This window comes from Sphingobium amiense, assembly GCF_003967075.1.
Taxonomy (GTDB): Bacteria; Pseudomonadota; Alphaproteobacteria; order Sphingomonadales; family Sphingomonadaceae; genus Sphingobium; species Sphingobium amiense.
Map to the genome: position 1 here is coordinate 3560001 of NZ_AP018664.1, position 20565 is coordinate 3580565.

Sequence of the window (20565 nt, forward strand, 5' to 3'; positions counted from 1 at the left end):
ACGGCGGCCGTAACTATAACGGTCCTAAGGTAGCGAAATTCCTTGTCGGGTAAGTTCCGACCTGCACGAATGGCGTAACGACTTCCCCACTGTCTCCAGGATATGCTCAGCGAAATTGAATTCTCCGTGAAGATGCGGAGTACCCGCGGTTAGACGGAAAGACCCCGTGCACCTTTACTGCAGCTTCAGAGTGGCATTAGGAAAGAACTGTGTAGCATAGGTGGGAGGCTTTGAAGCGATGACGCCAGTTGTCGTGGAGCCATAGGTGAAATACCACCCTGTTGTTTTCTGATGTCTAACCTCGCACCGTTATCCGGTGCAGGGACCCTCTGTGGCGGGTAGTTTGACTGGGGCGGTCGCCTCCTAAAGAGTAACGGAGGCGCGCGATGGTGGGCTCAGGACGGTTGGAAACCGTCTGTTAGAGTGCAATGGCATAAGCCCGCCTGACTGCGAGACTGACAAGTCGAGCAGAGACGAAAGTCGGTCATAGTGATCCGGTGGTCCCTCGTGGAAGGGCCATCGCTCAACGGATAAAAGGTACGCCGGGGATAACAGGCTGATGATTCCCAAGAGCTCATATCGACGGAATCGTTTGGCACCTCGATGTCGGCTCATCACATCCTGGGGCTGGAGCAGGTCCCAAGGGTTTGGCTGTTCGCCAATTAAAGTGGTACGTGAGCTGGGTTCAGAACGTCGCGAGACAGTTTGGTCCCTATCTGCCGTGGGCGTCGAAATTTGAGAGGAGTTGACCCTAGTACGAGAGGACCGGGTTGAACATACCTCTGGTGTACCAGTCGTTCCGCCAGGAGCGCAGCTGGGTAGCTATGTATGGACGGGATAACCGCTGAAAGCATCTAAGCGGGAAGCCTCCCTCAAGATAAGATTTCTTCGAGCGGTCGTAGACCACGACCTTGATAGGCCGGATGTGGAAGCGTGGTAACATGTGAAGCTAACCGGTCCTAATGGCTCTGATCGCGCTTAAGAGTCCCACCATCAACGACAGCTCTGATCTGTCGTCATATGGCGGTCACAAGCAAAGCCAGATATCAATCACATCCTGTGCACGGACATCGATTAAACCCAAAAAGCGCCAGCTCCATTGCTTGGTGACCATAGCGTCAGTGACCCACCCGATCCCATCCCGAACTCGGCCGTGAAACCTGACTGCGCCGATGGTACTGTGGCTCAAGCCCCGGAAGAGTAGGGCGTCGCCAGGCATTGAAGCTCGCGCTTTTTGAAAATACGCAAAACCCATTCACTCTGTTCAGCGACCTCCGGTCGCGCCTCTGGCGCGGGATGGAGCAGCCCGGTAGCTCGTCAGGCTCATAACCTGAAGGTCGCAGGTTCAAATCCTGCTCCCGCAACCAAAAGGTCGCTCGCCTACGATACCCCGCAGCCCACAGCAGCAGTCGAACAGTCCCCCGGACTGTCCTTTATGCTGCCGTCTCGTCAGGCTCATAACCTGAAGGTCGCAGGTTCAAATCCTGCTCCCGCAACCATCTTTACCGGCGTCGATTGCAAGTTGTGATCGATGCCGGTCCCCGCAACCATCTTTACTTGCTCGGGCAACAAGTGAAGATTAGATCCAGCCCCCGCAACCATCTTTACTTGCGAAGACCCCGCCCCCGAGGCGGGGTTTTTCGTTTGCGTAGAAATCGTAAGGATTCCAGCAAGATCGCCTTGAACGTCGATCTCCACCTTGCCCTCAACAGGCGTCAGCACGATCTGATCTACCAACGAGCGAATGGTGTCCGCTGCCTCTACCCGCTTGCCCTCTTCTTCATCCTGAAGCGACTCGTAGAGCTGCTGGATGCGCTTGCGGTATTGCAGCGCCATGCTCGGGTGCAGCAGGGGCGGCGGCTCGTCAGCTTCGGCCAGGAACAGTTCCAGTTCCTTCTTCCGCTTTTCCAAGCTCACCATCTTCGCATTGAGAGCGTCTGCAGCGCCGCCTTTAAGGATCAGGTTGAGAAGGGTTTCGAGTTCCCGATCAATCTTCGCGATCTCGGCTTCCGCTGAGGCAATACCGACGCGGCCTTCCATTCGTAGGCGGTTCATCTCTTGCGTGAACACCTCGCAGAAATGGGCAAACAGCTCGGGGTCAACGAGTCTGGTGCGCAGCGCATTCAGCACGCGCGATTCCAACTCGTCGCGACGGATATTGACGCGGTTGTCGCAGGTGCCCTTGTTTCGAGCTGTAGAGCATCCGATCAGCGTTGCCGAGATCGCGGAGTACCCGCCACCACAGCATGAACATTTGGTGAGGCCCGAGAAGAGGTATTTGGGGCGCCGCCGATGATTGACGGTGCGGACATCTGTGCTTCCGTTGTCGTCGCGGGTGAGCTTGTTCTTCTCCTGCCGTGCCTTCACGGCATTCCAGAGATCGTCGTCGAGTATCCGGAGCTCTGGCGTCTCCTGGATGACCCATTCCGATTCCGGGTTGGGGCGCGCCTGCCGCTTTCCGGTGTTCGGGTCCTTTACGAAGCGCTGCCGGTTCCAGACGATCTTGCCGACATACATCTCATTATTGAGGATGCCGTTGCCACGCTTCGGGTTACCGTTGATCGTGCTGAAACCCCAGTCGCCGCCCGAAGGGGACGGAATGCCGTCCTTGTTCAGTGCAAAGGCGATGGTCTTGGCCGACTTGCCGGCGGCGTAGTCGTGGAAGATGCGGCGAACGACGGCGGCCTGGTTTTCGTTGATGGTGCGGTCGCCGCGAATGGGTTCGCCATTGGCGTCCAGCTTCTTGACCACATCGTAACCATAGGAATTGCCGCCACCCGATTTGCCAGCCTCGACACGGCCGCGCTGGCCGCGGCGGGTCTTGTCGGCAAGATCCTTGAGAAAGAGGGCATTCATTGTGCCCTTGAGGCCGACATGCAGATGGCTGACCTCGCCCTCCGACAGGGTGAACATCTTCACATCCGCATAGGACATGCGTTTGAAGATTCCGGCGATGTCTTCCTGATCACGCGAGAGGCGATCCATTGCCTCTGAGAGGATCACGTCGAAACGACCGGCCATGGCGTCGGTCATCAGAGCCTGGATACCCGGACGGATCAGCGAAGCGCCAGAGATTGCGTGGTCGGTATATTCTTCGACGACGTGCCAGCCTTGCTTTTCGGCGTGGAGGCGGCACATGCGAAGTTGGTCGGCGATGGAAGCGTCGCGTTGATTGTCGGAAGAATAACGGGCGTAGATCGCGACTTTCAAAACATGGCTCCTATCCGCATCAGGAGGTGCGCTTCCTCCTTTGCCTGGATAACGTCACTTCCTCTGCAAAGCATTCCCGTGCCGCCTGCTTTGCCAGAATGCCGACCAGACGCAGAAGGCGAGGGTCGGGAATGCCGCGCGGCGTAAACGTCAACTCCGGCTCGTCCAGCAGCAAAGATTCGAGCAGCGCTTCGCGCTCGGCTCCTGTAATCTTTGCTGTGTTTTGTGGGGCTCGCAAGGTCATAACTGACAGCATTCGTCCCATGCTCGGCATAAGCAATGGAATTTACAGGCGAACATTCGGCGGCGATCAGTATGCCGACGCGTGTCATGGCGTGCGGGGGCGTAGTCTGGCGAGCCGTGGCATAGTGAAATGACCTGTCGGAATCGATCGCTGTCGCCGTCATCTTTCGCCTCGATACTACCCCATCGGAAGCTGTTGCTTGTGGATGCGACTTTATCGTATTGTATTTAGAGATACAAGATGCCATCTTCCGACCAAGGAGAATCGCCATGGCCAACACTGCCGAACGCAAGGAATATCCGATCTCAATGCGTCTGCCCGAGGCCGATGTTGCCATGATCGATCGTGCTGCCAGCCTGCGCGGCCGCTCGCGCACCGATTTCGTGCGCGACGCCGCTGTGCGCGCGGCCGAGGAGGTCGTCATGGAGCAGGGCCTGATCCGGATGAGCCCGGAAGGCTTTGCCCAGTTCATGGATGTGCTGTCGCGTCCGGTTGCTCCTGTTCCGGAGATGGTTGAAGTGCTTAAGCGGCCTGCGCCGTGGGAGCCCGGCTACGCAGCGAAACAGTAATCCCTTGCTGCTTTCAGGACCCGAGCTGCTTTCCGCCGCCCACGATGTTTCCCAGTTTTCCTGTGGCAAGCCGACGCTCGACCACTGGCTGAAGACCCGCGCGCTCTCCAATCAGCAGAAGGGCTTTACCGCCGTTCTCGTCGTGCATGAGGCAGGGCGTGTGGTGGGATATTACGGCCTTGCACCAACAGCCGTTGTGCCATCGGTGCTACCGCGCTCCATCCGGACGGGACAGCCGCCTAATCCAATTCCCTGCATGCTGCTTGGTCAGCTCGCGACCGATATCGGCTCGGCCGGGTTGGGTATCGGGACTGGCCTTGTGAAGCACGCCCTCCAACGGTGCGTTCAGGCCGCATCGCTGATCGGTGGGCGGGCATTGATGGTCAACGCCGTCGACGGGGAGGCTGCCGAATTCTGGCAGCGCCGAGGATTTGAGCCTACCAGAGATGATGAACTGGTCCTGTTTCGCTCGATCAGCGATATTGCTGCGTCGCTCCGTGAGGCTGGAAGGTGAATAGCCCCATGTTTGGTGGACGTCTTCCTTGCTAACCCGTCTTATTCATGACGGCGCGTTTGCGAGGCTGGCGGGTGTAGCATAAGCCATTGATGTGGCGTAGGATTCGGTTGCTTAGGCCAGTCCTGCAGACAACATCTCGCGAGCCACACCCGCCATGATCGACGATACGCTGCTGCCGTTCTCTTTTCCAGCCGTTCGCGCCAAGAAGATCACGGCTGCCTTCGACGGCGGTCGCATCACCTCGGATGCCGGGATCATGCTTTTGGCCGCCGCCGAGCGGCGCCTGAAGCTGGCCGAGAAGCTCGCTGCCGCCATCCGCGACCCGCGCGATCCGGCGCGTGTCAGGCACAGCTTGACCGACATCCTGCGCGCCCGCATCTTCGCCATTGCCTGCGGCTACGAGGATGCCAACGACCTCGACCGCCTTCGCAACGATCCGGCCTTCAAGCTCGCCTGCGGTCGGCTGCCCGACAGCGGTCAGGATCTGTGCTCGCAGCCGACCTGCTCGCGTCTGGAGAACCTGCCCGACCTCAGGACCGTCATCCGCCTCGGCCGGGTTCTGGTCGACCTGTGGCTGTCGAGCTACCCTGCGCCGCCGAAAAGCGTCACCCTCGACATCGACGACACGCTCGACGTCGTTCACGGCCATCAGCAACTCTCGCTCTTCAACGGCCACCACGACGAACGCTGCTTCCTGCCGATCCACATCTACGACGCCGCCACTGGACGCCCGGTCGCCATGATCCTGCGTCCGGGCAAGACCCCGTCGGGCAAGGAGATCCGTGGTCATCTGCGCCGGCTCGCGCGGTGCATCCGTGCCCGCTGGCCGGACACCCGCATCCTCGTGCGCGGTGACAGCCATTATGGCCGGGTCGAAGTCATGGCCTGGTGCGAGGAAAACGCGATCGACTACGTCTTCGGCCTTGCTGGCAACAAGGTCCTGAAGCGTCTCGTTGACGCGAGCGCCGACGACATCCGCACCCGCCGCGCGCTCGAGCAGAAGCCGGTGCTGCGGGGCTATGTCGAGACCCGCTACGAGGCCAAATCCTGGAAGGCCGAGCGCCGCGTCGCGGCCCGCATCGAGGCGACCACGATGGGCCTCGACATCCGCTTCGTCGTCACCAACCTCGCCAAAGGCTCCGCTGAGCACATCTACGACGTCGTCTACTGTGCGCGCGGCCAGGCCGAGAACCTGATCAAGATGCACAAGAGCCAACTCGCCTCCGATCGAACCTCCTGTCGCCGGGCCGTCGCCAACCAGATGCGCCTCGTTCTCCACACCGCCGCCTACTGGCTCATGCTCACGCTGCGCGAGGCGGTGCCCGCTACCCATCATCTTGGCAAAGCCGAGTTCGCCACGCTGCGGCTCAGGCTTCTCAAACTCGGCGCCCGTGTAACCGAAACCGTCTCGCGCATCCGATTGGCATTCGCCGCCGCCTGTCCCGAGGCAAGTCTGTTCCGTTCCATTGCCGCCAAGCTGCAGCCGGCAGGACCTTGAGACGACCAGGGCGGAATGCCCCCGCAACCAAGCCCGTCAACCTCCAGCGCGTTCAACAAGTCCAGCCTCGCCCGCGGTGAAAGAGACGCCTCGACTGCCCGCGCACCATCGATCTGCGTCATCCGCAAAGCCGTGCTCATGAATAGGACGGGCTAAATTGAGGCAAGGACCTGCGCCGGACATTCAAGACGGTGACCGGCAAGGCGAGGATCTCGAAGGAAATCCGCGACCGCCTCCAGAACCACGCGTTGCAGGATGCCAGCTGCGAGAAGCATGACTGCTAGGCACTACATGGTGGAAAAGCGCGCCGACATGACGAAAAGGGAAAAGTTCGTCTCCGCCACGCTTGCCAAGAAGTGCCGGAAGGGCATGCAATAGCCCGGCGTTCGACGGCACTCAGATCCTGTCTGAAAACCGATCATAAGCATCGATCCGCCGAACCGGGGGATCGACCTCATACCGATAGATTTCCGTTCTCAAGAACCGTAGTTCGGCCTCGCACTGAGCCTCGGGAACGTCAATATACCAGGCGCGCGGCTGCGGGCCGGGATCGCCGTTCCAGCGGTACCCCCGCGCTTTAAGGACATCCTTGAGGTCAAAGGGCGCGTTCTCCGCCCAGATTCGCCAAGAAACGGTACGAGCGCCGTCCAGGAGACGGCTGAGACCTGTAGCGCCAGATCGGGGCAGCCACATCGCCAACAACTCGACCGTAGCAAGACAGTCGTGCATCGCGCGGTGGCGGTCGTAGAAGAAGCCGGCGGCCTGAGCGAGATAGGCGAGTTTCGTGCCCTCGAACCCCTCTGCTGCCCAATCGATCTGGCTGAGCGAGCATGCCCACGGCTTCGTCGAGAACACGTCGTTGAATCGTTCGAGGAAGCGGCGGTCGAACGCCGCATTGTGCGCGATGACGAGCGAAGCCGGCGCTGCGAATGAGGCTACCGCTGCGGGATCAACAATCTGGCCGGCCACCATCTCGTTGGTGATGCCCGTGATCCCGATGATTTCCGGGGCGATAGGCTTGCTCGGCTGACGCAGCCCTTGGAAGCTGTCGCCCACGCTGAAAATGGTGCCATCCAAGCCGTAGTTGAATGGTGTCATGGCGAGTTCGATGATCTCGTCGCGCTGAGGGTCGAGCCCCGTGGTCTCCACATCGACCACCAGGCCGAGGCGCAGCGGCGTGCCTGGCGGAGGAACGATGCGAGGGCGCGGTTTGAGACGCCGGATGACCCGGTAGTCTCCCGTGGCCTCCAGCGCCTGCGCCAGGGTCTCCAGATGGTCAGAAGATGTCATCGTCTGAAGCTTCGTTTACTGCCATCGGCTCCCCTCCAGCGGTATCGGCCGGAGCGAGTCGAATGTCGGCGGCTCGACCTTCTTCGTGGAACCACAAATCGACCACGGCGGTATCGTCGCTGCGCGGCCGCGGTGATGCCTCCCGCACCCTGAATGTCGTCGGGAGATTGACCGATGTTCCGAACACCAGCGCGTGCTGCCGAGGCAATGACGGCAAACGCTTCAAGACCGAATCCGAGATGAACGGCGTCATCTGCCGAATCTGAGAAAGATCGTCGGGGTTCTGGATGCGGTGAACCAGGAAATTGGAGCACTGGCTGAGAACCGTCTTGGACAGTTCACTCGGGCGTTGCGATGCCAAGAGCACGAACATGCCGTACTTGCGCCCTTCCTTGGCGATGCGCTCGAATATCTTGGTTGCGTCGATGGAAAACCGGGAGGGCGTTGAGGCAACGTACCTGTGAGCCTCTTCGAGGAGCAGATGTATCGGGAAACGGTTTCTTGGTTCCGCATGGCGAAGGAACCGAAAAAGCATGCGTGCGATGACCGCACTGACCAACTCAACGATTTCATCTTCGACGGAGTTCAGATCAATGATAATGACTTGATTGCGTTTGGTGAACGCTTCGCCAACAACCCTTCCCAGACCGACGATGTTGGTCAAGAATTCCAGATCGCTTACAGCCGCACCAACGTCAGCTCCTTCGTGACGTAAAAAGGCATATTCGGTCCTCTCCTGGAGAGATCTGAGCCGCGTGACCATGGAAGAGCAGTAATCTCGGATTTGGCGGTTGCCGTGAGCCTCCTCATAAAGGATCGCGAAATCCAGACATTCGTGCAGCTCATCGAAAGAGAACGGCGTCCGATCGTAGGCTGGTAAGGGAGCATCTTCCCGGAGCTTCTTCCTTACTTCATCCAGAAATGCCGATTGGTTGTTGCCAGAAAAATTTCCGTATTGAAAATTCGGATTGAAGCGGTTCAACAACGCCATATTCAGATCGTTCGTCGGATACTTCTGAAGAAGAGAAACGACGCGCTGAAACTTCGACACTGGGGAGTCGCCATCCGCACCTCGAAAGCACTCGATGATGCAAGTGGCGACAAAGTGCTCGCGCAGAGCCAGAGCGTCTGGCGTGTTGGCATGAAAGAGACTTGTCAGACCTAACGCCGTCCGAAGGACCGGCAGTTGCGTTCGCTCGCTCGCCTGCAAAAGCAGTTCCCACTCTGCCATTTCCAGGAACCAATGCGGCATCCGAAAGCCAGCGGTCGTCCCATCAAGGATTACGCGATGGACGCCGATGCCGCCGTCTTTTGCCAAAGGAGAAAGCGCCTCGTGATACTCGCCATTCACGTCGAAGACGATAAACGTCGCTCCGCGAGCGTGATGTTCGTCCGGTTTGCTGAAAAGGGACTGCAAGACCGAGGCGACCGTGCAGGATTTACCGCTGCCGGTATTGCCCAGGACCGCGACATGACCGCCGAAGAACTCGTTCAGACGAACTTTGACGTCGTAGTCCTCGAACACCACCGACTTGCCGATCGGTAGAACCCGATAGCGCGTGGCCCCTTCGGGTTGGCAGGCGCCGCCATCCGGGCCGACTGACGGCTCGACGGCGGCCTCGGTCTCAAAGATGCGATCGAGCTCGCCATCCAGCGCATACAGTGCGTCCGCATACAGAGACGGGAAAACCGACACACCGAAGCGGAACGCGCCGCCGCGCATCGGCAACATGCCGACGGGCACCACGTCCAGATATTTCGAGGAGCCGGCCCGGTCGAAATCGCCCCGCTCGGAAGGCGTGCTCGCGTCGCGCTCACGCAGGCCGACAACCTCGACCACGACATATTCCGACTGCGACGGAATCATCAGGAATGATCCCAGTCGCGCCACATAATGCACGTCGTCGAAGCCGACGACCGTGAAGTTGTCGGTGCCGACATGCATCTCGACAACAAAGCGGTCGGCCGCAACCGAGACCACCTTGCCGATCGCCCGCTTGCGATCGTCGTGGCTCATGCCTCGCCATCCTTTGTCTCGTCGCCCCTTTTCGGCGCCAGCTCCGACAACACCTTGCGGACGGCGTCATCAATCCTGTCGCTGGGGCGCTGGGGCATGAAATGCTCGACGATCATGTCGAAGTAGTGCGCCCTCGTCCCGTCGGAAGGGCCATTGCCTCCAATGATCCAAATGCGCGGATCGCGCAGCGCCCGCAGCTTGGCGATCTCTCCCTCCGTGTCAGGCGCCGCAAAGATCACCAAGCGGAAGGTCGGGATCGTCAGAGCCTGATAGATGATGTTGTTCAGGTGCTCGTCGCCGAAGGCGTAGCCGGCCGTGATGAGAACGCTCTGCTCGCGCACGATCCGGGACTGAAATTCCCGGAACAGGTCTGCGTAGGGCGAGCCGAGCGAAGAGTTCTGCTTCGCCGGCGTCGGATAGATCAGCATCTGGTTCGTGGATTCCGGTGGCCAGACTTCCTTGATCGGGAAGAGACCATGATCGTCCTCGGTCCAAGTGACCGAACCATGCAATTTGCAGAGATAGACGAAGGCGTCCACGGCGGTCCACTTGCGGCTGGCGACGTCGAGCTGCTCGGCCAGAGCATAGCGGAAGATCGCCGGGTTGAAGCGGCGTTCCACGACGCCGGAAAAACCGTTGGCATAGGGAATGCCCAGGCGATCCATCGCCAATTCGCTGAAATGATCGTAGTTGGTCGTGAACACCCAGGGCCGGGGCAAGGACCGATCGCGTAGGACCAGTTTCTTGTAGAAACGCTCGTAGAGGTCGCGCACGGTCGTGTCGCCCTCCGTGGCGAAGGCCCCTTGGGTGACACGGGTCCATAGGAAGTCCTGGACCTTCTTGATGATGCCGTCGAGAACAGCGCGATAGGGGTGAAGATCGGGATTCTCGCTCTGGCGCAGCACGAACCGTTGCGCGAACAGCACCTCCATCAAGCGTTCCAGGTTACGGCTGTAATCCTTCGCCAGGTCGACTCCGAGCGCGTCGAGATAGTCGAGTTCGTCTTTGGTCAGCCGCCACGGTGCCGGTACAGCGCCGGCTGTTGGCGGATCGCTGTAGAATCCCGCCGCGCGTGCCTCGATGGTTTCGCCGCAAAACTCCTTGGCCAGCGGCGCCATGGTCGCAATGCCGAGTTCCTTTTTGTCCTTCATCAGGGAAGAACATCCGGCGCCGAGCAGAAATGCGATGTTCTTGGCGTTCACGGCCTCGGAAATCGCCTTGCGGGCGCTCTCGATCCCCTTGTTCCAGTCCAGTTCAGATGGCTCGGCATCGCCGTCCCGCAGAAACTGGAATTTTCGCTCTTCTTCGACTTCGCTCATATACCCCCGGTCCTCCCAGTTTCTTACTTGGCTGCTCTGTTCGCGCGCGCGGCTATATCAGCGCACTGCGCCATGAGCGCTTCGAACGGCTCCTCGTCGTCGAAGAGCAGTCCATCCTCAACCATGCGGGCATAGTCATCCTCCAACGCCTTCGCGCCATCGCCGACCGGCACGAGTTGCAAGCCGCCGCTGACAGCCGCTGCATAGTCGATCGGCGTGTGGTCGGCGGCCTTCTCTGCGAAGAACATCGACTTGTGCCGAGCGACAGCGTTGGCCAGGTCGCGATCGGCAAAAGCGGCTTCCGCGAAGCCGGCTTCGTCCAGTCGGACAACATCGTGCCAATGTCGCGCGAAGCGGTCGCCGCGCAGCCGCTCCTGGAGGCAGAAGACGTGGATGGCGGTCGCCTTCTCCCAGAACGTCCGCTCCGCGTGCATGACGCGCGGCCGCGCCGTCGGGAAGAGCAGCCCCTCGATCAGGCCGGCCGCGTCGCAGACGACGTCGCGCAAGCTCGCGGGTTCGCCCGTCGAGCGCGCGCCGAACTCCAGCATGACGCTTGGAGCCACATAGCCGGACCCGGCTGCGGTCGCCTCATAGTCGATGAAGAGCTTCTCATCCTCGACGCGGACGGCCGCCGCCAGACCTTCGACGGCCAGTGCGGTCTCGATCACAGGCTGCACGGTTTCCGCGACCCATGCCGGTAACCGCCGACGGACCTCGCTGGACCAGCGCTTTTCCTCGCTTCGTGTCTTCGGCAGACCCTCGCCATTGTCCCCAACCAGATCGGGCGCAATCGCCCGAATGTCGTAGGTCAGATCCACGTCCTCCGAAAACCGGCGAATGACCTGATAGGCTTTCGACAACGACGTGCCACCCTTGAACACCAGATGCTCGCCGAGCGGTGCCGCGTAGAGCGTCGCCAGCGCCCACACCACCCACACATCCTTTTCGAGAAGATGGGTGGGACGACCCGAACGGTCGGCGACGACGCTCAACGCGTCACGCCGATCCTCGGCCGAAAGCTGGAGGAAAACGTCAGCCATAGGCCGCCTTTCCGACGCTCTGCGCGAGCCATGTCGGAAGCTGCGGCGCGGCGGCGACCAGTTCGCCGAACACGCCGGGCGGCATCTTCCGCTTCAAGGTCGTGAGCGCGGCCTCCGCCTTTTCGGGGCCGAGCCAGGCCAGCGCCCGCACGGCCTCGCCTGCGGGGCGGTTGGCCAGGGCCAGTTGCCAGCGCGGCGCGTGCCGCAATTCGACGACCTGCTTGCCGAGGTGTATCTTTCGGCTGCGTCCGGAGGTCAGATAGACCGAGCGGACGGGCACCTGCGTCGTCAAGCCAAGCGCGTTCGCCGCGGCGGCTCCGTTCGAGACGATGATCTCCCCTTTTTGGGTCGCGAGGGCCTCGACAGCCTGCTTGACCGAAGGTGCGCGCGTGCCAAACCGACTGGCGATGGGGCGCAGATAGACGCCACGACCGGCGCGGATGAGCTGCCCGCGCTCGGACAGACGCGACAATGCCTGATCCACGGCCGCCCGGTTTCCGAGGTGGAGCAGGCCCTTGGCGGACACGGGCATCCCTTCGGGAAGTCCCGTCGCATGTGCCAGAATCTGTTCGGTCAGCCGTGTCATCGTCTTTCTCCTGTTGGAAATATACGCGGGTTTCTGACAGTTTTCAAGGAAGCGCAGGGGAACATACCGAATAGGGGGAAAGCCTTCCCCTGCGGCCGAGCCTTGGTCTCTACCTACCCCTTCTGCGGGGAGATCCCCGCAACGCCCCCTTCAGAGTGAGAGTGCGGACGGATTTTCCGTGACGGGTTAAGAGCTGGAGGAGAGGCTTCCGGCACCCGTCGCGGAGATCATCCCGATGGCCAGACAGGGTCGTAACCTCGCGGAAGGTGGCGCGCGCAGCAACCTTTACGACGACATCACCAACAAGATCATCGCCGAGCTGGAGCAAGGGCGGTTGCCATGGGTCCAGCCCTGGGGTGCGTCGCCTGATACCGCCCCGCTGGGCCTGCCGAGAAATGCTTCAACCGGCCGGTCCTATTCCGGCATCAATATTCTCATCCTCTGGGGGGCTGTCATCCAGCATGGTTTCCCCGCTCAGGCGTGGCTGACGTTCCGCCAGGCGCTTTCGCTTGGCGGCAATGTCAGGAAGGGCGAACGTGGCACGACTGTCGTTTATGCCGACCGTTTCACCCCCGAGGACGAGAAGCGCCGTGCCCGCGAAACGGGTGAGGATGCGCATGCCATTCCGTTCCTGAAGCGGTTCACGGTCTTTAACGCCGCGCAATGCGATGGCCTACCCGATGAGATCACGGCAGTCGCGCCGCCACCGCCGCCGGGCCTTATCGAACCTCAGGTCGAGGCGTTGATCCGGGCCACCGGCATCGACTTCCGTATTGGCGGCAATCGCGCCTTCTATATGCCGTCGCTCGACTATGTGCAGGTGCCGCCTCCGCAAGCCTATTTCGAGCCGATCAACTGGCACAGGACGGCCCTGCATGAACTGGGGCACGCCAGCGGCCATCACAGCCGCCTCAACCGCGATCTGACCGGCTCGTTCGGTTCGAAGAAATACGCCTTCGAGGAGATGATTGCCTTATCTGGACAGTCTGCACCGTGCCTCACGCACACTTGAACGGTATGTTTTGGCGCAACGCAGGGGGGCATCAGGCCGGATGAAGCGCTATCCATAAGCTGGCGTAATCCGGCCTGATGACCACCGTCCCGCAGGCGCGCAACGTGTGCGATCTGGAGTTGGGAGGGGGTCTGGGGGAGGGACTGACAAGCTGTGGATACTTCAGGTGCGTCGATCGTCATTCAGGAGCGCCGGACGGCGGATGGCCTGGACTCCTACATCCCGGTAATCCTGCGTGATGGTGCGATCTATGATCTCCACCTTGAGCGCTACTTCCTCGATTTGCCGCTGAACGGTTCGCGTTCGCGACACTCGTTGCGCGCCCATGGCTATGATGTTCTGGTCTGGGTTCGCTTTCTCGCTTCGGCCCGTGGCAAGTCTGTTTGGCAAGCCGATGCCAATGATGTCGGTGCCTATCATCGTGCCCGGCGGCGCAGCGATGCTGAGTTCCGGATTTCGGCATCGACGTGGAACCGGGCGATTGCCTCGCTCGACAAGCTTTATCGATGGGCCGAACGGGAGGGTCTGATCGAGCGTACACCTTTTACGCATCGTCAGGTCTGGCGACGATCGCACGATGGGCGCCGGGCGGCAGTCACGGGCCGCAATGACGCCTATGAGCGCGCAGCCCGTCGTTCCGACGTCCGTTTCATCGATCTCACCGATTACCGCGCCTTCCGGGAAGTTGGTTTGCGCGGCCTGACCGTTGAAGGGACCGAGCGTCCTGGAGCGCGTGACCGCAATGGCGCGCGCAACGCGCTGTTCGCCGATCTGCTGGTCACCACCGGCCTGCGCCTGGAAGAGGCATCCCACTTGCTCGCAGCTGAGATTCCGGTTTGCGACGCCCGCTCGGAACGTCAGCGGCGGGTCGAGCTTCCGGCGGCACTTACCAAGGGTGACAGGGGGCGAAGCATGCTGCTACCGCGCCGTTTGTTGCCGGTGTTTGACGCCTACATCGCCGTTGAGCGAGCGGCGGCCGTCGCCAAGTTCGCACAGCGCCGTGGCTGGGAAGCCATCGACCGCCCGATCTTCATCCACAGCCCCTCATTCGGGCAGCGCGCATTGCCTCTCGTTGGCGGTGGCACGATGGACATGGAGGTCGTCACACCGGATGAACGCGCAAGGCTTGTTATTTGCGCTGACGATGGAACGCCGCGCGAAGCCGCGGTCCTCTGGCTGACCGAGGTGGGCCATCCTGTGTTGCCCAACTCGTGGGAAGCGATCTTCGCACGGGCAAGCCGCCGTTGCACGGACGCAGGCATCCCGGTCCGGCTTAGCCCCCATCAACTCCGGCATTCCTTTGCAGTCCACATGCTGGCCATGCTGATCCAGCGCCGCCTCGCCGACGCAGCGGCACCAGTGGGCGCCATGGAAGGTTATCGCCAGCTGGTCGGCGATCCGCTTCAACAGGTCCAGCGATTGCTTGGCCATTCGAGCCTCGCGACGACCTCTATTTATCTGGATCACCTCGCCACGCGTGCCGATACCGTCGATGCGGCAGTCGAAGAGCTGTTGGCACTCGTACCAGGCTATCTTCGATCATGAGCGCTGCTCCACGCAAAGGACGCAAGGTCAGCTTCGAGACCGAGGCGGCTGCGCCCCAAGCCGATCCATGGTCGCAGATCAGCACGCTGCGCTTCATGATTCATCCCTTATATGGCGGCGAGCTGCTCGTCGATTTCACGGGCTTGCGGCCGCGCGGCCTGGCGCTCGCTTTTGCCCGGAGCCTGTTCAAGCTGGCCGCACCGCGCGGCCCCATCATGGTACGTTCCTCCCTCAAGACATACGCCAACCAGCTGCCAAGCTTCTTTGCCTACCTGGCCGGGACAGGCGACCGGATCAACGGCCCTGCTGACCTTCGCGCCCATCACATCGATGGATTTGAGACATGGCTCAGCGCGCAGGGCAAGTCTCGCGTGCATGGACAAACCTATGTCGCCAAGGTCGTTTCCGTCCTACGTCGCATCGCGGACGACAGCCCTGAGCTTGTCGATTGCGGCTTGCGGGAACGACTGCGCTACGTCAGCTCACACGCACACGTTCGTTCCCGTCCACGCGATGCCTACAGTCCGTATGTAGCCCGCCAGCTGCGCGATGCGGCACGCGCGGATATTGCTGCGATCGAGGCCCGCTTGCGATCGGGGCCACAGATCGATGAGGTGGCGCAGATCGATGGCGCATATTGCAAAGCCCATGCTGCCATCGAGACATACGGTGTTCTGGGCTACCGTGATCCCACGTTTCAGAGCCTGTACAAGCTGCGCAAAAAGCGCGATCTCACCAGTGACAGGCTTAACCTGAGCCTCCACGCAGCCCACTATCTTACTGCCGACGATATCGTCCCGCTTCTTGTTCTGCTCTTACTCGAGACAGGGCTTGAGCTGGAGTGCTGCAAGTCGCTCACCCTCGATTGTCTGCGCAATGCCGCAGGTGGTACCGTCGATATCGCCTACACCAAGCTGCGGGCACACGGTGCCGAGCACAAGACAATCCGGGTGCGTGATCGCGGCTCATCCACCCCTGGCGGTCTGATCCGACGCATCATCGCCCTATCGTCCAAGGCCAGGGTCCATAACTTTAGCGATAACCTTTGGGTCTATTTTCAGCCGGGCGAGATCACCGCAGGTATTCGTCAACTGCGCTTGAAGGTCAGTGCCTGGACGCAGCGCCATTGTATTACCGATGATCAGGGTAAACCGCTCCATCTGTGTCTTTCGTATCTGCGCAAGACGCACAAGGCCTTGTGGTATCTGAAGACCGAAGGCCACATGGCCCGCTTCGCCGTAGGTCATACCGTCGATATCGCGGCACGGCACTACGCCGATATTCCCTCCCTCAGACCGCTGCACGAGCAAACCGTGGCAGATGCCCTCGAAGAGGCGCTCGCTGGTCCAATGATCCTGCCTCCTCAAGACGAGGACCGGCTGCGCGGCAAGTTGGCAAGCCCTGATCCCGATGATGGGGGCATTTCAACCGCACTGCTCGATGGCGAACAAGACGTCTGGCTTGCAAGCTGTGGCAACTTCTATTCCAGTCCCTTCGCATCCGTCGGCACGCCATGCCCAACACCGTTCTGGGCCTGCCTCGATTGCCGCAACGCGGTCATTACCGCGCGCAAGCTGCCTGCCATTCTCGCCTTTCTCTCCTTCGTCGACGCTCAGCGGATCGGCCTGAGTGCCGCTGATTGGACCGCCAAGTTTGGTCATGCCCATGATCGCATCGTTCAGCAGATCCTGCCTGCCTTCGCCGAAGGCGTCGTGGCAAGGGCCCGTGCGCAAGTCGCGAACGACCCTCCCACGGTCTATCTGCCGCCAGAGGCACGGGTATGACCGTTGTCCAGCTTCTGGCGGAGAGCGACGATGAGCGCGATGCCCTCCCTGTGCTTATGTCCGCGCCTTTGCGCCCCGGCTGCGATCGCGCGCATATTTCACGATACGGCGATCCGGTGTGGGATCTGGCTCCCGGCGTATTTCGCGACAACGCGCGGCGCTGCCATGTCACGGTACATTTCGGCGGTATTGAAGACCCATCTATTGCTGATGCCCTGCGCCAGATTCTCCATGCGCGGCTCAATGTCGATCTCCCCGGTCACCGTTCGCGGCTTGAGCCGGCCGGGGTGCGCGGCGAGGCCAACCGGACCTTGCGCTTTTTCGACTTCGTGAAGGCTCAGCTGGGGCGTTTCGATCTCGGCCGGGTCGATCAGGCTCTGGTCGATCGCTACGCCGGATCTTTGCGCCTTGCCGGGCTGCGCCCAGTTGTAGCGGCAGCGCTGCTGCGGATCGTCTTTGACCTGCACGAGTTGCAGCATCATCTGCCGACTGCGCACCTGTCCTTCGAACCGTGGCCGGGACGAAGTCCGTTTTCCGTGGCGGGCGCAAAGCATATTGCAGGGGAGAACCGGACGCCGCGCATTCCCGAATCGATCATGACGCCGCTGCTCTCCTGGTCGTTGCGCTACGTGACCTGCCACGCAGGCGATATCCTTGCCGCACGGGCGGAACTCGATCGCCTTGAAGCAACGCGCAACCGTCTGATTGCCGCTGGGGAAGGTCTGGATCCCGCTGTTCGTCGGTTACGGCAACGCGAACGCCTTCTCGACTATGTTGCATCCTTGCGGCAGCATGGGCGCGGCATTCCGATCTGGACCACGGCACATAACGGCGCAACGCGAACAGACCCGCAAACCGGCGCCGTCACGCCGCCGATCAACTACCACCTGATCCACCTCCATGCCGGTATCAACGCGCAGGCCGAACCTGCCATGCACCTTGGCCTCGCCACCGGTGCACCAGACCTCATCGCCGCTGCCATCGCAGAACTCGGCACCGAGATCGGCGGCATGGATACGCCCATTTCTGCCGATCCCGATACTGGCCTGCCTTGGCGCACCCGCTTCGATGCCAAGGTTTTGCCCCTCGAGGAAGTCATGCTGCAGTCCGCAGCCTATATCGTATGTGCCTTTCTCTCAGGCATGCGGGACAGCGAGATCCAAGCCATGAGGCAGGGATGCCTGTCTATTACCAAAGCCGAAGACGGTACGATCTTGCGGCATCGTATCAAGTCCACTGCTTACAAGGGCAAGCGCGGCGGCGGCGAGGAGACCGAGTGGGTTACCATCGCGCCAGTCGCTGAAGCCATCGATGTCCTCGAACGCCTTTCCGCGCGTGCAGGGCAAGCGCGCGGAACAACGACCCTGTGGCCAGTCCTCACGCTCCGGGCCAATACCAAGACGCACGTCTCTGCAGAGATAGTCCGGCAACTCAACCGGTTCCGCGATCACCTCAATGACCAATTCGGATCCGCGCAGGCACCCGTCATTCCTGCCGGACCCGACGGCCGACCATGGCGTCTGACAACGCGTCAGTTTCGCCGCACAATCGCCTGGCACATCGCCAACCGGCCCTTCGGAACAATTGCCGGCATGATCCAGTACAAGCATGCCAGCGTTGCGGCTTTCGAAGGCTATGCTGGCAGCAGCCGGTCCGGATTTCGGGGAGAGATCGAAGCCCAGCGTGCGCTCGGGCAGATCGACGATATCCTTGTCTACTTCGACGAGCGGCAAAGTGGCGCACGCCTTGGCGGACCTGCCGCGAACAGGGTCGGAGTTGTGCTTGATACTGCCGCCCACGAGTTGGCGCCGCTACCTGCCATGATTGCCGACCGTCCACGTCTGCGCACCATGCTGGGCAGTCTCGCGCGGACATTGCATGTCGGCCCGCTGGCCGATTGCTTCTTTGATCCGGCAACTGCCCTGTGCCTGAACCGGAGTTCGGAGCCAGGCGCAAGCGGGCCAATGATCTCCATGTGCGAACCGGTCCGCTGCCCCAATGCCTGCATCGCCGAACGGCATCGCCCGGCATGGCAGCGCGGTGCTGATGAGGCACGGTTGTTGTTGCGCGAGAAGCGGCTTCCAGAGCCGCAGCGGGTGACGCTTCAGGCCGAGGTGGCCAGAATCCAGCGTGTTCTTGAACAGATCGCACCGGGTACCGCCACACCGCATAACGGTATGGCGGGAGAGGAAGAGGAGGCGGGTTTGCGGGTGACGGATTGAAGGAGCGGAAGACAGTTTCCCTCCGCCCGTCGTGGAGACCTGCCATGTCCCGATCCTACCCTGCTACGCCGCGAGCCGACGTCTATTCGCGCATTACTACCGAGATTGTATGTGCCATCGAAGCCGGTGCCGGCGATTGGCGTATGCCCTGGCACCATGATGGCGCTGCCACCACCAGGCCGCAGAACGTCACCTCCCGCCGCCGCTATCGCGGCGTCAACGTGCTCGCGCTCTGGATCGCAGCCGAAGCGGCTGCCTATTCCAGCGGTCTTTGGGGGACCTATCGCCAGTGGGCATCGCTTGGCGCACAGGTCCGCAAAGGTGAACGCGGAACGACGGTTGTGTTCTGGAAACAGGCCGCATCGCGCACCGATGATGATCATGACGATGGCGAAGCCGGACCCGGCCGCATGTTCGCGCGGGCCTTCACCGTGTTCAACCTCGCCCAGGTCGAGGGCTATGAACCCTCACCTGTCGCAGTTCTACCCGAGGGCGAGCGGTTCGGGCACGCCGAAGCTTTCGTCGCGGCCCTCAAGATCCCGGTCACCGAGGGCGCCTACGATGCGCACTACCGGATCGACCTCGATCACATCTTCATGCCGACCTTTGCCTCGTTTCGGGATGCATCAGCACAGATGGGCACGCTTTTGCATGAGGCGGCCCACGCCACAGGGGCAAAGCACCGGCTCGACCGCAACTTTGCCGAACGTTTCAAGCGCGACAGCTTGGCGATCGAGGAAATTTGCGCTGAACTGACCGCATCGTTCGTGCTCGCCGACCTCGGGATCGCTCACCATCCGCGGGCCGATCATGCCGCCTACGTAGCATCGTGGTTGCGCGCACTCAAAGACGACCCTCGTGCCATCTTCACCGCCGCCAGCAAGGCGCAGGCGGCCGCCGACTGGATGCACGCCCAGCAGCCCCAGCCTGAGGAGATGGCCGCATGATCCGCGCCCCGAAAATTTGCGGTGGAAGTCACATTAGGGCTGGACTGTCAGGATATGTGGCTGAACAGACCGCAGCTTTCAGTTGCGCCGCGCTCGGGATCCTGCCGACCGTCCGCCATGCCGATTACATCGGATCGTGGCTGGAGGTCATGCGCGAGGATTCCCGCGCCATTGTCCGCGCGGCCTCGCAGGCCAGCAAGGCGGCGGACTGGCTGCTGTCGCATCTGCTTGCCGAAGACACCGGGGAGTCGGATGCGAGCGAAACCGACCGGAGGGCGGCGGCATGATCCTCCTGACAGGCGCACAGCACGACCGCCTGCTGGCCAATGGTCGCCAGCGCGATCAAGATCACATCCCCGGTCGTGAAGTTCTTCAATCCCATCGGTGAAGGCGTCTGGCTCGCTACCGAGCTGGATGAGGATGGCGACATCATGTTCGGCCTGGCGGATCTCGGCCATCCCGAACTGGGTTCGTGGAGCCTTGGCGAGATGCAGTCAGTCCGGCTGCCATTCGGCATGGGCATCGAGTGCGATCTGCTGTTCACCGGCGATTTCCCGATCTCGGTCTGGGCCGAGGCCGCCCGTGAGACCGGCAGCATCCGCGCCGCCGAGCGTTTGCTCTACGGCGTCGGCGCGAGCTTTTCCCGCACATCCGCCGATACAGAAAACCGGAGTGCCTGATTTCCGGGTTTCAGGTTCTGCGGCTGGCGTCGCTCTCTTCAGAGGAAGAGGGCGGCGCTTCGCTTCGTGACGGGCTGATAGCCGG

The 20565-nt window shown here is 61.4% G+C and carries 14 protein-coding genes, 1 tRNA gene, 2 rRNA genes and 3 pseudogenes (1 of these 20 cut by a window edge); 13 read left to right on the forward strand and 7 right to left on the reverse strand.

Annotated features, from left to right (window positions below):
* From SAMIE_RS17225 to SAMIE_RS17235, 3 genes are all read left to right on the forward strand, one after another.
* Positions 1-982 (forward strand): 23S ribosomal RNA (locus SAMIE_RS17225); it begins 1815 nt to the left of the window's first position.
* Positions 983-1102: 120 nt separating this feature from the next.
* A 5S ribosomal RNA gene (gene rrf / locus SAMIE_RS17230) occupies positions 1103-1217 on the forward strand.
* Between the two features lie 73 nt (positions 1218-1290).
* A tRNA-Met gene (locus tag SAMIE_RS17235) sits at positions 1291-1367 on the forward strand.
* An 88-nt stretch (positions 1368-1455) separates the two neighbouring features.
* Here SAMIE_RS17235 and SAMIE_RS17240 read toward each other — a convergent pair.
* Both SAMIE_RS17240 and SAMIE_RS17245 read right to left on the reverse strand, forming a co-directional pair.
* Positions 1456-3210, reverse strand: a complete 1755-nt coding sequence (locus tag SAMIE_RS17240) for a recombinase family protein (protein ID WP_126516885.1) — start codon at positions 3208-3210, stop codon at positions 1456-1458.
* Positions 3211-3229: 19 nt separating this feature from the next.
* Positions 3230-3454, reverse strand: a complete 225-nt coding sequence (locus tag SAMIE_RS17245) for a hypothetical protein (RefSeq protein WP_066478981.1) — start codon at positions 3452-3454, stop codon at positions 3230-3232.
* 269 nt (positions 3455-3723) lie between these two features.
* Here SAMIE_RS17245 and SAMIE_RS17250 point away from each other — a divergent pair, with 269 nt between their 5' ends.
* The 3 genes from SAMIE_RS17250 (at position 3724) to SAMIE_RS17260 (ending at position 6038) form a co-directional block, all read left to right on the forward strand.
* The gene (locus SAMIE_RS17250; protein WP_066478980.1) at positions 3724-4023 is read left to right on the forward strand and encodes a type II toxin-antitoxin system TacA family antitoxin; all 300 of its coding nucleotides are present in this window, start codon (positions 3724-3726) and stop codon (positions 4021-4023) included.
* 4 nt (positions 4024-4027) lie between these two features.
* Positions 4028-4537 carry a GNAT family N-acetyltransferase gene (locus SAMIE_RS17255; protein ID WP_015740123.1) on the forward strand — a complete coding sequence of 170 codons (510 nt, stop codon included), beginning with the start codon at positions 4028-4030 and terminating at the stop codon, positions 4535-4537.
* A 157-nt stretch (positions 4538-4694) separates the two neighbouring features.
* Positions 4695-6038, forward strand: a complete 1344-nt coding sequence (locus tag SAMIE_RS17260) for an IS1380-like element ISMesp2 family transposase (protein ID WP_011578756.1) — start codon at positions 4695-4697, stop codon at positions 6036-6038.
* Positions 6039-6434: 396 nt separating this feature from the next.
* Here SAMIE_RS17260 and SAMIE_RS17265 read toward each other — a convergent pair whose 3' ends face one another.
* Genes SAMIE_RS17265 through SAMIE_RS17285 form a run of 5 tightly spaced genes read right to left on the reverse strand, consistent with a single transcriptional unit; the run spans position 6435 to position 12290 of the window.
* On the reverse strand, positions 6435-7328 hold the full coding sequence (locus tag SAMIE_RS17265; RefSeq protein ID WP_066704005.1) for a 3'-5' exonuclease: 894 nt from the start codon (positions 7326-7328) through the stop codon (positions 6435-6437).
* On the reverse strand, positions 7315-9345 hold the full coding sequence (locus SAMIE_RS17270) for an ATP-binding protein (RefSeq protein WP_066704003.1): 2031 nt from the start codon (positions 9343-9345) through the stop codon (positions 7315-7317). The genes SAMIE_RS17265 and SAMIE_RS17270 overlap by 14 nt, the downstream gene beginning before the upstream one ends.
* Entirely contained in the window at positions 9342-10664 is a 1323-nt protein-coding gene (locus SAMIE_RS17275; protein ID WP_066704000.1) for an SIR2 family protein, read from the reverse strand. The genes SAMIE_RS17270 and SAMIE_RS17275 overlap by 4 nt, the downstream gene beginning before the upstream one ends.
* Positions 10665-10687: 23 nt before the next feature.
* Positions 10688-11704 (reverse strand): nucleotidyl transferase AbiEii/AbiGii toxin family protein, encoded by a 1017-nt coding sequence (locus SAMIE_RS17280; RefSeq protein ID WP_066703996.1) that lies wholly within the window; start codon positions 11702-11704, stop codon positions 10688-10690.
* Positions 11697-12290, reverse strand: coding sequence for a DUF6088 family protein (locus tag SAMIE_RS17285; RefSeq protein WP_066703993.1), 594 nt, complete (start codon positions 12288-12290; stop codon positions 11697-11699). Before SAMIE_RS17285 ends, SAMIE_RS17280 begins: the two co-directional genes overlap by 8 nt.
* Positions 12291-12525: 235 nt before the next feature.
* Between SAMIE_RS17285 and SAMIE_RS17290 the strand changes: the two are divergent.
* The 7 genes and pseudogenes from SAMIE_RS17290 to SAMIE_RS17320 form a co-directional block, all read left to right on the forward strand.
* Positions 12526-13287: pseudogene (locus SAMIE_RS17290) on the forward strand (ArdC family protein); the annotation flags it as partial.
* Between the two features lie 168 nt (positions 13288-13455).
* A complete protein-coding gene (locus SAMIE_RS17295; RefSeq protein WP_030538911.1) occupies positions 13456-14847 on the forward strand; it encodes a tyrosine-type recombinase/integrase in 1392 nt (463 codons plus the stop codon).
* Entirely contained in the window at positions 14844-16631 is a 1788-nt protein-coding gene (locus SAMIE_RS17300) for a hypothetical protein (RefSeq protein WP_030538912.1), read from the forward strand. Before SAMIE_RS17295 ends, SAMIE_RS17300 begins: the two co-directional genes overlap by 4 nt.
* On the forward strand, positions 16628-18853 hold the full coding sequence (locus SAMIE_RS17305) for a site-specific integrase (protein ID WP_030538913.1): 2226 nt from the start codon (positions 16628-16630) through the stop codon (positions 18851-18853). The genes SAMIE_RS17300 and SAMIE_RS17305 overlap by 4 nt, the downstream gene beginning before the upstream one ends.
* A gap of 44 nt (positions 18854-18897) precedes the next feature.
* Complete coding sequence (locus SAMIE_RS17310) at positions 18898-19800, forward strand: ArdC family protein (RefSeq protein WP_030538914.1); 903 nt, start codon at positions 18898-18900, stop codon at positions 19798-19800.
* Positions 19801-19856: 56 nt separating this feature from the next.
* Positions 19857-20087: pseudogene (locus SAMIE_RS17315) on the forward strand (zincin-like metallopeptidase domain-containing protein); the annotation flags it as partial.
* Positions 20084-20480: pseudogene (locus SAMIE_RS17320) on the forward strand (DUF2958 domain-containing protein). The pseudogenes SAMIE_RS17315 and SAMIE_RS17320, both read left to right, overlap by 4 nt.
* Positions 20481-20565 lie beyond the last annotated feature (85 nt).

Coding starts and splice junctions, on each gene's coding strand:
- SAMIE_RS17245 (WP_066478981.1), bottom strand. CDS start 3,454: ATGACCTTGCGAGCCCCACAAAACACAGCAAAGATTACAGGAGCCGAG.
- SAMIE_RS17285 (WP_066703993.1), bottom strand. CDS start 12,290: ATGACACGGCTGACCGAACAGATTCTGGCACATGCGACGGGACTTCCC.
- SAMIE_RS17280 (WP_066703996.1), bottom strand. CDS start 11,704: ATGGCTGACGTTTTCCTCCAGCTTTCGGCCGAGGATCGGCGTGACGCG.
- SAMIE_RS17260 (WP_011578756.1), top strand. CDS start 4,695: ATGATCGACGATACGCTGCTGCCGTTCTCTTTTCCAGCCGTTCGCGCC.
- SAMIE_RS17310 (WP_030538914.1), top strand. CDS start 18,898: ATGTCCCGATCCTACCCTGCTACGCCGCGAGCCGACGTCTATTCGCGC.
- SAMIE_RS17300 (WP_030538912.1), top strand. CDS start 14,844: ATGAGCGCTGCTCCACGCAAAGGACGCAAGGTCAGCTTCGAGACCGAG.
- SAMIE_RS17305 (WP_030538913.1), top strand. CDS start 16,628: ATGACCGTTGTCCAGCTTCTGGCGGAGAGCGACGATGAGCGCGATGCC.
- SAMIE_RS17265 (WP_066704005.1), bottom strand. CDS start 7,328: ATGACATCTTCTGACCATCTGGAGACCCTGGCGCAGGCGCTGGAGGCC.
- SAMIE_RS17250 (WP_066478980.1), top strand. CDS start 3,724: ATGGCCAACACTGCCGAACGCAAGGAATATCCGATCTCAATGCGTCTG.
- SAMIE_RS17275 (WP_066704000.1), bottom strand. CDS start 10,664: ATGAGCGAAGTCGAAGAAGAGCGAAAATTCCAGTTTCTGCGGGACGGC.
- SAMIE_RS17270 (WP_066704003.1), bottom strand. CDS start 9,345: ATGAGCCACGACGATCGCAAGCGGGCGATCGGCAAGGTGGTCTCGGTT.